This is a genomic window from Pseudomonas sp. No.117, from assembly GCF_054558395.1.
The window spans coordinates 84,387-98,531 of record NZ_BAAJNP010000006.1; the positions used below are offsets into that span (position 1 = coordinate 84,387).

14 protein-coding genes are annotated in these 14,145 nt (G+C 66.1%); 6 read left to right on the forward strand and 8 right to left on the reverse strand.

Features of this window, described 5'->3' with window-relative positions; all coding sequences use genetic code 11:
* Positions 1-2: 2 nt before the first annotated feature.
* The 5 genes from ACYJP6_RS15455 to ACYJP6_RS15475 form a co-directional block, all read right to left on the reverse strand.
* A complete protein-coding gene (locus ACYJP6_RS15455) occupies positions 3-677 on the reverse strand; it encodes a response regulator transcription factor (RefSeq protein ID WP_459475915.1) in 675 nt (224 codons plus the stop codon).
* Positions 678-864: 187 nt separating this feature from the next.
* Positions 865-2,505, reverse strand: coding sequence for a chaperonin GroEL (groL, locus tag ACYJP6_RS15460; protein WP_459475916.1), 1,641 nt, complete (start codon positions 2,503-2,505; stop codon positions 865-867).
* A gap of 39 nt (positions 2,506-2,544) precedes the next feature.
* A complete protein-coding gene (locus ACYJP6_RS15465; protein ID WP_058763482.1) occupies positions 2,545-2,838 on the reverse strand; it encodes a co-chaperone GroES in 294 nt (97 codons plus the stop codon).
* 189 nt (positions 2,839-3,027) lie between these two features.
* Entirely contained in the window at positions 3,028-3,486 is a 459-nt protein-coding gene (locus tag ACYJP6_RS15470; RefSeq protein WP_459475918.1) for an FxsA family protein, read from the reverse strand.
* Positions 3,487-3,637: 151 nt separating this feature from the next.
* Complete coding sequence (locus tag ACYJP6_RS15475; protein WP_459475921.1) at positions 3,638-4,645, reverse strand: DUF481 domain-containing protein; 1,008 nt, start codon at positions 4,643-4,645, stop codon at positions 3,638-3,640.
* Positions 4,646-4,881: 236 nt separating this feature from the next.
* Here ACYJP6_RS15475 and ACYJP6_RS15480 point away from each other — a divergent pair, with 236 nt between their 5' ends.
* Complete coding sequence (locus ACYJP6_RS15480; RefSeq protein ID WP_459475922.1) at positions 4,882-5,220, forward strand: MGMT family protein; 339 nt, start codon at positions 4,882-4,884, stop codon at positions 5,218-5,220.
* Positions 5,221-5,248: 28 nt separating this feature from the next.
* Positions 5,249-6,967 carry an AmpG family muropeptide MFS transporter gene (locus ACYJP6_RS15485; protein ID WP_459475923.1) on the forward strand — a complete coding sequence of 573 codons (1,719 nt, stop codon included), beginning with the start codon at positions 5,249-5,251 and terminating at the stop codon, positions 6,965-6,967.
* Positions 6,968-6,994: 27 nt separating this feature from the next.
* On the opposite strand, the gene ACYJP6_RS15490 is transcribed toward ACYJP6_RS15485, so the two are convergent.
* Both ACYJP6_RS15490 and ACYJP6_RS15495 read right to left on the reverse strand, forming a co-directional pair.
* Positions 6,995-7,867: a mechanosensitive ion channel family protein gene (locus tag ACYJP6_RS15490; RefSeq protein WP_459475924.1), complete on the reverse strand. Its 873-nt coding sequence runs from the start codon at positions 7,865-7,867 to the stop codon at positions 6,995-6,997.
* Positions 7,868-7,965: 98 nt separating this feature from the next.
* Positions 7,966-8,445, reverse strand: coding sequence for a YajQ family cyclic di-GMP-binding protein (locus tag ACYJP6_RS15495; RefSeq protein ID WP_017640080.1), 480 nt, complete (start codon positions 8,443-8,445; stop codon positions 7,966-7,968).
* A gap of 123 nt (positions 8,446-8,568) precedes the next feature.
* Between ACYJP6_RS15495 and ACYJP6_RS15500 the strand changes: the two genes are divergently transcribed.
* Genes ACYJP6_RS15500 through ACYJP6_RS15515 form a run of 4 tightly spaced genes read left to right on the forward strand, consistent with a single transcriptional unit; the run spans position 8,569 to position 13,190 of the window.
* Positions 8,569-9,483, forward strand: a complete 915-nt coding sequence (locus tag ACYJP6_RS15500) for a putative 2-dehydropantoate 2-reductase (protein WP_459475925.1) — start codon at positions 8,569-8,571, stop codon at positions 9,481-9,483.
* Between the two features lie 43 nt (positions 9,484-9,526).
* Positions 9,527-11,548, forward strand: a complete 2,022-nt coding sequence (locus ACYJP6_RS15505; RefSeq protein ID WP_459475926.1) for a sensor histidine kinase — start codon at positions 9,527-9,529, stop codon at positions 11,546-11,548.
* 20 nt (positions 11,549-11,568) lie between these two features.
* Positions 11,569-12,129: a cob(I)yrinic acid a,c-diamide adenosyltransferase gene (locus tag ACYJP6_RS15510; RefSeq protein ID WP_459475927.1), complete on the forward strand. Its 561-nt coding sequence runs from the start codon at positions 11,569-11,571 to the stop codon at positions 12,127-12,129.
* A complete protein-coding gene (locus ACYJP6_RS15515) occupies positions 12,126-13,190 on the forward strand; it encodes an ion transporter (protein ID WP_459475928.1) in 1,065 nt (354 codons plus the stop codon). Before ACYJP6_RS15510 ends, ACYJP6_RS15515 begins: the two co-directional genes overlap by 4 nt.
* Here the strand turns inward: ACYJP6_RS15515 and ACYJP6_RS15520 are convergent.
* A complete protein-coding gene (locus ACYJP6_RS15520; RefSeq protein ID WP_459475929.1) occupies positions 13,171-14,028 on the reverse strand; it encodes an ATPase in 858 nt (285 codons plus the stop codon). The two genes, ACYJP6_RS15515 and ACYJP6_RS15520, sit on opposite strands and share 20 nt — an antisense overlap.
* Between the last annotated feature and the right edge of the window lie 117 nt (positions 14,029-14,145).

The window sequence follows — 14,145 nt, forward strand, 5'->3', positions numbered from 1 at the left end:
GGCTAATCCTGCTCGACCAGCTTGTAGCCCACGCCGTGGATGGTCCGCAGCAGTGGCTGGGCAAACGGCTTGTCGATCACCTGGCGCAGCTGGTGGACGTGGCTGCGCAGGCTGTCGCTGTCCGGATAGTCCTCGCCCCAGACCGCCTCCTCCAATACCTCGCGGCGCACCACGTGGGGGCTCTTCTGCATCAGCAGGGCGAGGATTTTCAGACCGATGGGATTGAGCTTGAGCGGCGTCCCGGCGCGACTCACTTCCAGGGTGTCCAGGTCATAGCTGAGATCCGCCACCTGCAACTGGCGACGGCCGCCGCCCTTGGTGCGCCGCATCACCGCCTCGACGCGGGCGGCCAGCTCGGACAGGGCGAAGGGCTTGACCAGGTAGTCGTCGGCGCCGGAGCGGAAGCCTTCCAGGCGGTCGTCGAGCTGGTCACGGGCGGTGAGCATGATCACCGGGGTATCGCGCCGGGCATCCTGGCGCAGGCGCTGGCAGAGGGTGTAGCCGTCGATACCCGGCAGCATGATGTCGAGGATCAGCAGGTCGTAGTGCTCGGTCGCGGCCAGGTGCAGGCCGGACAGGCCATCCTGGGCGCAATCCACGCTGTAGCCCTTGAGGCTGAGGTAGTCCAGCAGGTTGCTGAGGATGTCCTTGTTGTCTTCCACCACCAGGATACGCATGTCGCCGACCTCTTGCCCGGGCCCACCGCAGGGGCCGCTGTTGCCTGTTCGACGCAGAGCCTACCTGCCACCAGCGACCTCGACCAGCGCAGCGGCGTGCGCGCCTTCAGGAATACCGAACATGAAAAAGCCCCGGTGTCCGCGAGGAACACCGGGGCTCGGCTCGGCCCGAGGGCCGGAGCGGCTCTTACATCATGCCGCCCATGCCACCCATGCCGCCCATGTCGGGCATGGCCGGGGCTGCGTCGTCTTTCGGCAGCTCAGCCACGATGGCTTCGGTGGTGATCAGCAGACCAGCGATGGACGAAGCCGCCTGCAGCGCGCTGCGGGTCACCTTGGCCGGGTCGATGATGCCGAATTCCAGCATGTCGCCGTATTCGCCGGTGGCGGCGTTGTAGCCGTAGTTGCCGCTGCCCTGCTTGACCTTGTCCAGCACGACGGAGGCTTCGTCACCGGCGTTGGTGACGATCTGGCGCAGGGGCGCTTCGACAGCGCGACGCAGGATGTTGATACCGGCGTTCTGCTCTTCGTTGATGCCCTTCAGATCCTTCAGGGCGTCCAGGGCACGCACCAGGGCGACACCGCCACCAGGCACCACGCCTTCTTCCACCGCAGCACGGGTCGCGTGCAGGGCGTCTTCGACGCGGGCTTTCTTCTCTTTCATCTCGACTTCGGTGGCAGCGCCAACCTTGATCACGGCAACACCGCCGGCCAGCTTGGCCAGACGTTCTTGCAGCTTCTCCTTGTCGTAGTCGGAAGAGGTTTCTTCGACCTGGGCACGGATCTGCTTGATGCGGGCCTGGATGTCGACCTCGACGCCGGCGCCGTCGATGACGGTGGTGTTTTCCTTGTTCAGGACCACACGCTTGGCTTGACCCAGGTGCTCCAGGGTGGTGCTTTCCAGGCTCAGGCCGACTTCTTCGGAGATGACGGTACCGCCGGTCAGGATGGCGATGTCCTGCAGCATGGCCTTGCGACGATCACCGAAGCCGGGCGCCTTGACGGCAGCGACCTTGACGATACCGCGCATGTTGTTGACCACCAGGGTGGCCAGGGCTTCGCCTTCGACGTCTTCGGCGACGATCAGCAGCGGGCGACCGGCCTTGGCGACAGCTTCCAGCACCGGCAGCAGTTCACGGATGTTGGAGATCTTCTTGTCGACCAGCAGCAGCAGCGGGCTGTCCAGCTCGGCGGACATGGTGTCGGGCTTGTTGATGAAGTAGGGCGACAGGTAGCCACGGTCGAACTGCATGCCTTCGACGACGGACAGTTCGTTTTCCAGGCCCGAGCCTTCTTCGACGGTGATGACGCCTTCTTTACCAACCTTCTCCATGGCTTCGGCGATGATGTTGCCGATGCTGTCGTCGGAGTTGGCGGAGATGGTGCCTACCTGGGCGATGGCCTTGCTGTCGGCGCAGGGCTTGGACAGGTTCTTCAGCTCGGCGACGACGGCAGCGGTGGCCTTGTCGATGCCGCGCTTCAGGTCCATCGGGTTCAGGCCGGCAGCCACGGACTTCAGGCCTTCGGTGACGATGGCCTGGGCCAGTACGGTGGCGGTGGTGGTGCCGTCGCCGGCCGCGTCGTTGGCCTTGGAGGCCACGTCTTTCACCAGCTGGGCGCCGATGTTCTCGATCTTGTCCTTGAGCTCGATCTCCTTGGCGACGGAAACGCCGTCCTTGGTGATCAGGGGAGCACCGAAGCTACGCTCCAGAACCACGTTGCGGCCTTTCGGGCCCAGGGTGGCCTTGACGGCGTCGGCCAGGGTGTTGACACCGGTCAGCAGCTTCTTGCGCGCGGAGTCACCGAATTTGACGTCTTTTGCAGCCATGTTCTGTTTCCTCTAAGAAATTCGAAAAGTGAGCGGGGATCAGCCTTCGATGACGGCCAGGATTTCGGACTCGGCCATCACCAGCAGTTCTTCGCCATCGACCTTGATGGCATTGCTGCCGGAGTAGGGGCCGAACACCACCTTGTCACCCACTTTTACCGCCGGAGCCCGGACTTCACCGTTGTCCAGCACGCGTCCAGTGCCTACGGCAACCACTTCACCGCGGTTCGGCTTTTCGGCAGCCGAGCCCGGCAGCACGATGCCGCCAGCGGATTTGGTCTCTTCTTCGCTGCGACGGATCACAACGCGATCATGCAGAGGACGAAGCGCCATTGTCGTATCTCCCAAAGTTCTGAGTGTTTCCAGCGCCGATGACTGCATCGGCAGTTTGTTTTGACCGGCTGCGCCGGGTGCGCCCCGTGCATGACAGGACGCGAAACCTGCTCGCCTCGCGGCGACAACCTTGCGGTGTCCGCTACATGAGGTTGTCGCCAGGCATTTCAAGGGTGGCCCGCAAAATTTTTAGCGTTTTTCCTCATCGCGGTGGATCACTTCACCTTCGATGACCTCGGGGCGATGGGGCGCGGAATGGCCAGGACCCGGCTGATAGCCCTGGGCACCGGGATGGCGTCGGGTCACCCGGGCGATCACCGCGCCCAGCAGGGCCTTGCGGGTGACCGGCAGGAGGCAGACGAGGGCCAGGACGTCACTGATGAAGCCGGGGAAGATCAGCAGGGCGCCGGCGATCGCCAGGGTCAGGCCCTGGATGACTTCCTGCTCGGGCATCTGCCCCTGGGCCAGGCGCATGCGGATGCGCCAGAGGGTGGTGAAACCGGCGATGCGCAGCAGGGCGACGCCGATCAGGAAGCTCAGCAGCAGCAGGGCGAAGGTGGCGAGCACGCCGATTTCGCTGCCGATCTTGATGAGAACGGCCAGTTCCACAAAGGGAAACAGCAAGAAGAGTAAGGCGGTCACGCGCATCTCGAGTCCTTCACGGTAGAAACCGGTTGAAAGCCAAGAGATGGAGGCGACCAGGCCGATTTCAAGGTGCTCGCACCGGGCCGCGCGCAGACGAAAAGGCCGCGAGAATCGCGGCCTTGACGGTATGCACAGCGCTCAGGGAAATATGACGTTACCAGGAGACGCCGACGCCGGCGGTGTACTCGGTCTGGTTGACGTTGCCCTCGGCGCCGCTGGTGAGCTCCTTGGACGCCTTGAGGTTCAGGGACGCCCAGTTGGTCACCTTGTACCTCAGGCCGACGTCGCCGTCGAAGGTGAGGTTGGCGGTGTTGTCCAGCGGCCGGCCGATCTCGCCGGTGGTGAAGAACTGGATGGTCTGACCGTAGAGGTAGCGGTTGTAGTCCCACTTCATGCTGGCCGAGAGGAACTGGTCGGAACCACCGTCCTTGTACTGGTAGCGGTTGTGGTTGAGCAGCCCGGTGAGGGAGAAGGCGCCCAGTTCGTTATCCCAGAACTGGTAGCCGGGACCGGTACCTATGGTGCGCTGCTTGGCCAGTTCCTGGATCCAGTCGCGCTTGTATTCGGCGCGGCCCTGCCAGAAGAATTTCTCGTCGAAGAAGCGATCCAGCGCGTACTGCAGATCGTACTTGCTGGTCGATACCGCGCCATCGGCTTCGTAGCGGTCATAGCTGCCATTGGCATTGTGCCGCCACATGCCATGCCGTGCCTGGGTCTTGAAGTCGATGTCGTACTTTTCGCTGTCTTCGGAAGAACTGATGTAGTCCAGACCGGCATCGATGTTGCCCTTCCAGGCGAAGTCGCGCAGGAAGGGGCGCGGCGGCACGATCTGGGTGATGCTCGCCAGGGGCACGGTCTGCTGGCCGTCCGCGGTAGTGACCACCACCTGGCCGTCGTCGGCCGGCTTGAGGCTTTCCACCGGGAAGTCGGGCTCGTACTTGCCGCGCTGGACGATGACGGGGTTATCACGCTGCAGGGTCTTGATCTTGTCCCACGACAGGGGAATGTTGCCGCCATATTCGGTCTGCAGCAGCAGCTTCTTGCTGTCGAGCAGCTTGATGGTTCCGGTGAGACGGTCGCCGTTCTTCAGCCAGACCGTGTCGGCGTGGGCGAAGGAAGCGAGTGACAACAGCGCGAGCGAGGAAAGGAATCGAAAACGCATGGGCACCAGGACACCTTGGGTGGACTTGGGTGGAAAGGTAACGAAACGAGAGGCCGCGATTATCCGGGTGCCTGAGGTCGGCGCAACCGTTGCTGGGTAAAAGTTAGGCAAGTTTCCGGAAATACCGCCCAAAGGAGGGTCATCCTGGAAGAATGCGGCAGCTCGACACGTTTCAGCACCACCGTAACCAAACTTTTCGGCACACTGGCACTCTGTCCCCGGAGCAACAGGACGTCATGACCGCCTCTCCTCCCCCCGAACCTCGTCGCCAGGCGGTCTTCCTGGCATTGGCTGCCATTCCCGCAGGGCGGGTGGTCAGCTACGGCCAGCTGGCGGAGCTCGCCGGCCTGGGGCGTGGGGCGCGCTGGGTGGGCTGGGTACTGGGGCGCTTGCCGGAGGGCAGCGCCCTGCCCTGGCATCGGGTGATCGCGGCGGATGGCCGGCCGAGCCTGACCCGCGACAGCCCGTCCGGACGCGAGCAGCGCGAGCGCTTGCGCGCCGAGGGTGTGTTGCTGCACGAGGACCGGGTGGACATGCGTCGGTACCGGTGGAATCCAGCTGAGAGTGTCGAGTAGAGTGCGCGTTTTTTCCGAGCCCAAGGGCATGTTTGCACGTTTCTGGCGTGAAGCCGTCTCCACCTACAAATCCAGGGCCTGCCTGGCCATGCTGCTGCTGGGTTTCGCCGCGGGCCTGCCGGCCATGCTGGTGTTCTCCACCCTCTCGGTATGGCTGCGCGAAGCGGGCGTGAGTCGCGAGACCATCGGCTACGCCAGCTGGATCGGCCTGGCCTATGCCTTCAAGTGGGTCTGGTCGCCCATGCTCGACCTCTGGAAGCTGCCGCTGATCGGCAAGCTCGGCAGGCGGCGCTCCTGGCTGGTGCTGTCGCAGATCCTGGTGGGCCTGGGGCTGGTCGGCATGGCGCTGTGCAATCCGCAGCAGCACCTGGAGCAGCTGATCGCCCTGGCGGTGCTGGTGGCCTTCGCCTCGGCCACCCAGGACATCGCGGTGGACGCCTATCGCCTGGAGATCGCCGACGACGACCGCCAGGCCGCCCTCGCCGCCTGCTACATGACCGGCTATCGCATCGCCGCCCTGCTGGCCAGCGCCGGCGCCCTGTTTCTCGCCGAGGAGCTGGGCTCGTCCAGACTCGGCTACAGCCAGAGCGCCTGGGCCACCACCTACATGCTGTTCGCCCTGCTGGTGTTGCCGGGGCTGGTGACCAGCGTGCTGATCCGCGAGCCGGAGCCGGTCGCGCCCATGGCCATGGCGGAATCGCGCTTCGGCTTCAACCACCAGCTGGTGGCGGTGGCGCTGCTGCTGGTGATGCTGGTCTCCCTCCCGGCCGCCATCAATGCGGCGATCGCCCAGGCCTGGCCGCGCGCCCTGCTCTACAGCCTGTTCATCGTCGGCTGCCTGTCGCCCTGGGGCCGCTATTGCTCCAAGCCGCTGAGCGACCTCATGCGGCGCATGCGCGAACCGCTGCGGCTGCGTGACGCGGCCAATGCCGAGGAACTGCCGCGCTTCGACTTCGTGCACCAAATGGTCTCGGTGATCCTGCTGATCGTGCTCATCGTGGCGGTCACCGGGGGACTGTCGGCCTTCGCCGGGGGCTACTGGCCACGGGGCCTGATGTACGCCCTGATCGCCTGGCTGTGCCTCACCGCGCCCGGGCGCCGGCTAATGGCCCCGGTACTCACGCCCATCACCGAGTTCATCCAGCGCTACCAGTGGCAGGCGCTGCTGCTGCTCGGCCTGATCTCCACCTATCGACTGTCCGATACGGTCATGGGGGTGATGGCCAGCGTCTTCTATATCGACGTCGGCTACAGCAAGGAAACCATCGCCGGGGTCAGCAAGATCTTCGGGGTGTTCATGACCCTGCTCGGCGCCGGCCTTGGCGGGGTGCTGATCACCCGGGCGGGGATCCTGCCCATCCTGTTCCTCGGTGGCGCCGCCTCGGCGCTGACCAACCTGCTGTTCGTGGTGATCGCCTCCACCGGCGCCAACGTCCCGCTGCTGATCGCCACCATCTGCGCCGACAACGTCAGCGGCGGCATGGCCACCTCGGCCTTCGTCGCCTACCTGTCGAGCCTGACCAACCTGAGGTTCTCGGCCACCCAGTACGCCATGCTCAGTTCGCTGATGCTGCTGTTGCCGCGGCTACTGGGTGGTTATTCGGGGGCCATGGTGGAGCACGTCGGCTACAGCTCCTTCTTCTCCCTGACCGCCCTGATGGGCATCCCCACGCTGCTGCTGATCGGGACGCTCTGGCTGCGCCAGCGCCGTGCCCCGGTCGCCAGCGAATCCTCCCAGGGACACTGAGGCGGCCAGCGGCCGCCCCCGGCCCGGCTAGGCTTCGCCGCGCGCGGCAGCCGTGGCGCGGTTGTCGCCCTTGTCGTCCACCACCTTTACCACCCGGCTGGGCAGCGCGATGTCGATGCCTTCGGCGCGCAGCCGGTCGCGGATCTGCTCGTTGAAGGTGAACTGGGTACCCCAGAAGTCACTGTTGGCGGTCCAGCAGCGCAGGGAGACGGTAATGAAGGTATCGCCCAGGCCGGCCACCACGATGGCGGGCGCGGGGTTGTCCAGGACCCGCGGATCCTTGGCCATGTCGGCCAGCACCTGCTTGGCCTTCTGCAGATCGGCGTCATAGCCCACCTTGACGTCGAAGACGATCTGCCGGGTAGTCTGCCGCGACTGGTTGGTGATGATGCCGTTGGACAGGTTGCCGTTGGGGATGGTGACGGTCTTGTTGTCACCGGTGCGCAGCACGGTGTGGAAGATCTGGATCGAGTCCACGGTGCCCTGCACGCCCTGGGCCTCGATGTAGTCGCCGATCTTGAACGGGCGGAACAGCAGGATCAGCACCCCGCCGGCGAAGTTGGCCAGGCTGCCCTGCAGCGACAGGCCGATGGCCAGGCTGGCGGCGCCGAGGGCGGCGACGAAGGAGGTGGTGGCGATGCCGATCATGGAGGCGACGCTGATCACCAGCATCACCTTGAGGCCGATGTTGACCAGGGTCACCACGAAGGTTTCCAGCGCCTGGTCCATGTGCCTCAGGGTGAAGAGCGCGGCCAGGCGCCCGGTGAGGCGATTGATGATCCACCAGCCGATCCACAGGGTGACCAGGGCCAGCAGCACCTTGCCGCAATATTGCAGGATCACCGGTATCCAGGCCGTGAAGGCCGTCAGCAGGTGATCGGTCTGGGCACTAAAATCCATCGTCTACCTCTCCACGCACAGGAAAAAAGTCGGGCGCGACCGCAATGGCGGCGCCCTATGTGCGACGGACGGTAGGCCCAGAGGTTCCGGAGCGGGGCTCAGTCGCGGAAGTTGTCGAACTGCAGCGGCATGCCCAGGGACTGGCCACGCAGCAGGGCGATGACTTCCTGCAGCTCGTCGCGCTTCTTGCCGGTGACCCGCACCTGCTCGCCCTGGATGGCGGCCTGGACCTTGATCTTGCTGTCCTTGATCAGGGCGACGATCTTCTTCGCCAGCTCCTTGTCGATCCCCTCGCGCAGAGTGGTTTCCTGCTTCACGGTCTTGCCGGAGGCGTAGGCGTCCTTGACCTCCAGGCACTGGACGTCGATCTTGCGCTTGGCCAGGTTGACCTTGAGGATCTCCAGCATCTGCTCGAGCTGGAAATCGGCGTCGGCGGTAAGGGTGACGGTCAGGTCCTTGGCCTCGAAGCTGCCCTTGCCGCGCAGGTCGTAGCGGCGCTCGAGCTCCTTCATGGCGTTGTCCACGGCATTGGTGACTTCGTGCTTGTCCAGCTCCGATACCACGTCGAAGGAAGGCATGGATTTTCTCCTCAATTGGGATGGGGCAGCCTTGACGCTGCGGCATGACCAACCATTATAACGACTGGCCCTCTTCCTCAGGAATCCGACCATGCGCAAGGAATCGACGTTGGAGTCACGTTCGTGAGCTGGCACGTGCTGGGCGCCGGCAGTCTCGGCGGACTCTGGGCGGCCCGACTGTTTCGCGGTGGCGAACCGGTGCGGTTGATCCTGCGCGATCGTCCGCGCCTGGCGCAGTACCGCGCCAAGGGCGGCCTGCTGCTCACCGAGGGCGAGACCACCAGTCTCTATCCGCTGCCCGCCGAGACGCCCGAGGCGGCCAACCCGATCCGCCGGCTGCTGCTGGCCTGCAAGAGCTACGACGCCGAGGACGCCATCGCCAGCGTCGCCGCGCGCCTGGAGCCGGAAGCCGAGATCCTCCTGCTGCAGAACGGCCTCGGCAGCCAGGACGCGGTGGCGGCGCGGATCCCGCGGGCGCGCTGCCTGAGGGCGAGCACCACCGAGGGCGCCTTTCGCGAAACCGACTTCCACGTGGTGGCGGCCGGCGCCGGCCAGACCTGGATCGGCGACCAGCTCGGCAGCCACTCCCCGCCGCCCTGGCTGGAGACCCTCAGCGCCCTGGGTTTTCCGCTGCGCTGGACCGACGACATCGACGCCCGGCTGTGGCGCAAGCTGGCGATCAACTGCGCCATCAACCCGCTGACCGTGCTGCATCGCTGCCGCAATGGCGAATTGCGCAACCACGCCGCCGAGGTGGCGGCGCTGTGCGACGAACTGGTGGCGCTACTGGAGGCCATGGGCCTTGCCCCGGCGGCCCAGGGTCTGCAGCAGGAGGTCGAGGCGGTGATCGCCGCCACCGCCAACAACAGGTCCTCGATGCTGCAGGACGTGGAACGTGGCCAGCGCACCGAGGTGAGCTATCTGCTCGGCCACGCCCTGCCGATCGCCGGGCGGTTGCGCCTGCCGGTTCCCCGGCTCACCGACGTCCACCAGCGCCTGCAGGCCCGCCTCGCGGAGCGTGGATTGCCCGTGGACTAGCTGCGGGCTACCCTGCCCGCTTCTCTGTTACCACGGCTGCCCCATGATCCTCGCCAAACGCCTGAAGAATCTCCCGGTCGGTCGCAAGTTGCTGGCCGCCCTGCTGGTGATGATGATCGCGGTGCTGGTGGTGGCCAACGTGACCTTCATCAGCGCCGCCTACTGGATCTCCCAGGAAAGCGTGGCGCCCCAGGCGCTGCAGACCCTCGGCCGGCTGTTCGCCAGCCCCGTGCTCAGCCGTGAGGTGCTGGCCTCGCCGGACGCCGCCGAGGCCCAGCTGCACCAGCTGGACGGCTATGCGCCCCTGCGCCTGGCGGCGGTCTACGACAGCCAGGGCCAGCGCCTGGCCGAGCTGCACAACGGTGACCGCCTGCAGGTACCGGCGCGCTTCGAGGAACTGCAGACCTGGCGCCTGCGCGAATTCCGCACCAACCTGCTGGTGGAACTGCCCTGCCCCGAGGGCCCGCCCGGGCACCTGCTGCTGGTGGCCAGCAGCGAATTGCCGGGGGCCTTCTACCGCGGCACCCTGACCGCCAGCCTGGCCATCCTGACCTTCAGCATCCTGCTCTGGCTGGTGGTAGCGCGGCAGATCAAGCGGCTCATCACCCTGCCCATCCGCGAGCTGGAAGAACTCTCGCGCCAGGTGACCCGCGAGGAAAACTATTCGCTGCGTGCCAGCAAGGGCAGTGAGGACGAGCTGGGGCGCCTAGCGGAATCCTTCAACACCATGCTCGGCCGCATCCAGGGCCGCGAGCAGCAACTCAAGCGCGCCCGCGACGATGCCCAGTACGCGGTACTCCAGGCGCAGAGCCTGGCCGAGGAAACCCGCCGCTCCAACCGCAAGCTGGAGCTGGAGGTGCAGGTCCGCGGCAAGATCGAGAAGAAGCTCACCGGCTTCCAGAACTACCTCAACAGCATCATCGACTCCATGCCCTCGGCGTTGATCGCGGTGGACGAGCAGTTCTACGTCACCCAGTGGAACCAGGAGGCCACCCACCTCTCCGGCACCCAGCTGGACGAGGCGTTGAACCAGCCGGTGTTCCTGGCCTTTCCCTCGCTCAAGCCTTTCCTGCCGCAACTGAGCCGCACCGCCGAACTGCTGCGGGTGGAAAAGGTGGAACGAGTGACCTGGGCGCTGACCGACACCCCCCGCCACTACACCCTCACCTTCTACCCGCTGATGGGCGGCGCCGGGCGCGGCGTGGTGATCCGCATCGACGACATCACCCAGCGCCTGAACATGGAAGAGATGATGGTGCAGTCGGAGAAGATGCTCTCGGTGGGGGGCCTGGCGGCCGGCATGGCCCACGAGATCAACAACCCGCTCGGCGCCATCCTGCACAATGTGCAGAACATCCGCCGGCGGCTGTCGCCGGAGCTGCCGAAGAACCTGGAGCAGGCCGCCGAATCCGGCGTCGAGCTCAATGCGGTGAACTGCTACCTGGAGAGCCGGCAGATCCCGCGGCTGCTGGACGGCATCCACCAGGCCGGCAGCCGCGCGGCCAAGATCGTCAGCCACATGCTCGCCTTCAGCCGCCGCAGCAATCGCAAGATGGAAGCCAGCGAGCTGCCGCCGCTGATCGACCAGGCCATCGAGATCGCTGGCAACGACTTCGACCTGGCCGAAGGCTTCGACTTCCGCACCCTGTCCATCCTGCGTGAATTCGACCCGGCGCTGGGCCCGGTGCCGGTGATCGCTAACGAACTGGAGCAGGTGCTGCTCAACCTGCTGAAGAACGCCGCCCAGGCCATCCACCTGAGGGACGACGAGGAGGAAGGCGAATACGGCCGCATCACCTTGCGCACCCGGCTGCGCGGCGGCTGGGCGGAGATCCAGGTGGAAGACAACGGCATCGGCATCCCCGAGGACATCTGCAAGCGCATCTTCGAGCCCTTCTTCACCACCAAGGAAGTGGGCCAGGGCACCGGCCTGGGCCTGTCGGTGTCGTACTTCATCATCACCAACAACCACAAGGGGCAGATGGAGGTGCACTCCACGCCCGGCGTAGGGACCTGCTTCACCCTGCGCCTGCCCCTCGTCCAGGCCGATTTCGACGCGGTCTAGACTCAGCCAGGAGCCGTGCCATGGGTTTTCGCCTCACCGAGATCTACACCCGCCAGGGCGACGCCGGCGACACCGGCCTCGCCGACGGCAGCCGGGTGCCCAAGGACCATCCGCGCATCGAGGCCATAGGCGCGGTGGACGAACTCAACAGTGCCCTGGGCCTGCTGCTCGCCGACCTGGCGGAGGACGAGCGGCTGGCCGAGGTGAGCAGGGTCCTGGCGCCCTGCCAGCACCGGCTGTTCGACCTGGGCGGCGAACTGGCCATGCCCAGCTATCGTGCCCTGCACGCGGTGGAGATCGAGCGGCTGGAGCAGGCCATCGACGGCTGGAACACCGAGCTGGGTCCACTGGAGAACTTCATCCTGCCCGGGGGCTCCCGCGCCGTCGCCCAGGCCCACGTGTGCCGGACCCTGGCGCGCAGCGCCGAGCGGCGCTGCCGTAGCCTGCACGCCGTGGAACCCCTCGAAGGCCAGGGCCTGCCCTATCTCAACCGGTTGTCCGACCTGCTGTTCGTCGCGGCGCGCATCGTCGCCCGCCGCCAGGGCGTGAGCGAGGTGCTCTGGCAGGCCGCGCGGCCATGAGCGCGCCAGCCGCGGCCCCGGCGCCACCGCCGCGCCGCCACGAGGGACTGCTGGCACTCTGGGACGGCCTGATCCTGCTCCTGGTCTGCCTGAACCTGGCGCTGCTGCTGTTCGACAGCCTCTATGCCCTGGGGCCGCTGAATCGCGCCCTGGCCGCGCTGCTGCCCAGTTTCCATGCCTTCTATGGCGAGCGCATCCACGCCCACTTCACCAGCATCGACCTGGTGTTCGTCGCCTTCTTCATCGCCGACGTGCTGCTCGGCTGGCTGGTGGCGGTGGTCGAACGGCGGCATGCGCGCTGGTACCACTATCCCTTCATCCACTGGTACGACGTGCTCGGCTGCATCCCCCTGGGCGGCTTCCGCCTGCTGCGGGCGCTGCGCATCGTCTCGCTGCTGTTGCGTCTGCAGCGTCTGGGCCTGATCGACATGCGCCGCTGGCGGCCCTATTGCCTGTTCGACCACTACTACCAGCTGCTCATGGAAGACCTGTCGGACCGGGTGATGATCAAGATCTGCGGCGAATTGCAGGACGAACTGAATACCCGCGACGACTTCTCCCAGAGCGTCATCGACCGCGTCCTGCGCCCGCGAAAGCAGCGGCTGATCGACGGCATGGCACTGCGCATCCAGAGCCTGGTGGAGCAGGGCTATGCGCAGAATCGCGCCACCCTGGAGCGGCTGGTCGCCGACGTGGTGCAGCGCGCCCTGGACGACAACCCGGATCTCGCCCGGCTCAAGCGCCTGCCCATGGGCGAGCGCCTGGCCGACACCCTGGACGGCGTGCTCACCGACATCGTCAACGGCCTGGTGCGGGAAGCGGCGGCCAGTCTGCGCACCCGCGACTTCCGCGCCCTGGCCAGTCGCCTGGCCGACCAGGGCTTCGATCAGAGCCTGCCCAGCGGCGCCCAGGACAGCGCCCTGGACGACGTGCTGGTGGAGATCCTCGAGGTCTTCAAGCAGAAGGTCCTGCAGCGGCGGCTCGACCAGCTGGATGGCGAACTCTGGCCGCAGGAATGGCAACGCAGCGAGATCGATCCGATCAACGCGCCCCGGCGCTGATCTGCTGCTGCAGGTTCTGCACCTGGGTCTGCAGGGTATTGATGTTCCTCGTGGTCTGCAGGCGGAAGGCGTCGAATTCCTTGCTGTCCGGCCCTACCGGCCGGGCATCCAGCTCACTGCGCAGCACCAGCAGGTCCTGCTGGATGTCACCCAGGGCCTGGCTCTGGGCGCTCGGCTTCTTCAGCGCGGCGATGTCCGCCTGCAGCGCCTTGTTCTGCGCGGTCAGGCTGGCGACCTGCTCGGCCAGGCTGCCGGTCTGGGCCAGGCCGTTCTTCAGCGCGGCCTGCTCCTCGGCCAGGGCCTTGAGCCGGGTATCCACCTCGCCGCTGCCGGTCTGTACCGTCTGCACCGCCGTGGCGAGATTCTGCAGCCGGTTGTCCTGGGCCTGCTGGTTGTCGGTCACGCCCTGCTGCTGGCGCGTGAGATCGGCGACCTTGGTCTGCAACGTCTTGACCTGCAGCAGCAAGGCTTCGCGGCTGGTGGTGCCGGAGGATTCGCTTTCCACCAGCTTGCCGGAGATGTCCCTCAGGCGGCCCTGGGCGTCTTCGCTGATCCGCGCGAAGTTCTCCTGGGTGGCCACCACCTGCTCCTGCATCAGCAGCAGCTGCTGATGGCTCCACCAGGCGACGCCGGCCAGGGCCAGGGTCAGGGCGGCGACCAGGACCCAGAGCGGCGCCGTGGACGGTCCGCGCCGCACCCCACGCGGCGCATGCCCGGCAGTGGGTTCGCGATAGGGCTCGTCAGCCTCGACCGGACGCCGATTCGACGGCCGGCGGTCGTCACGCTCCGGCGTCAGACTCGGCACGTTATCCATTTCATCGAGAAGATCGTTGCGCATGGCGGACCTGTGGGCAAAGGCGGAAAGACGAAATCGCGGCCAGTATAACGGCCGATCCCCCGGGCGCGAGGTAGCCGGCCGTAGCTTTCGTATCGGGATCGTGCACCGAAACTCATA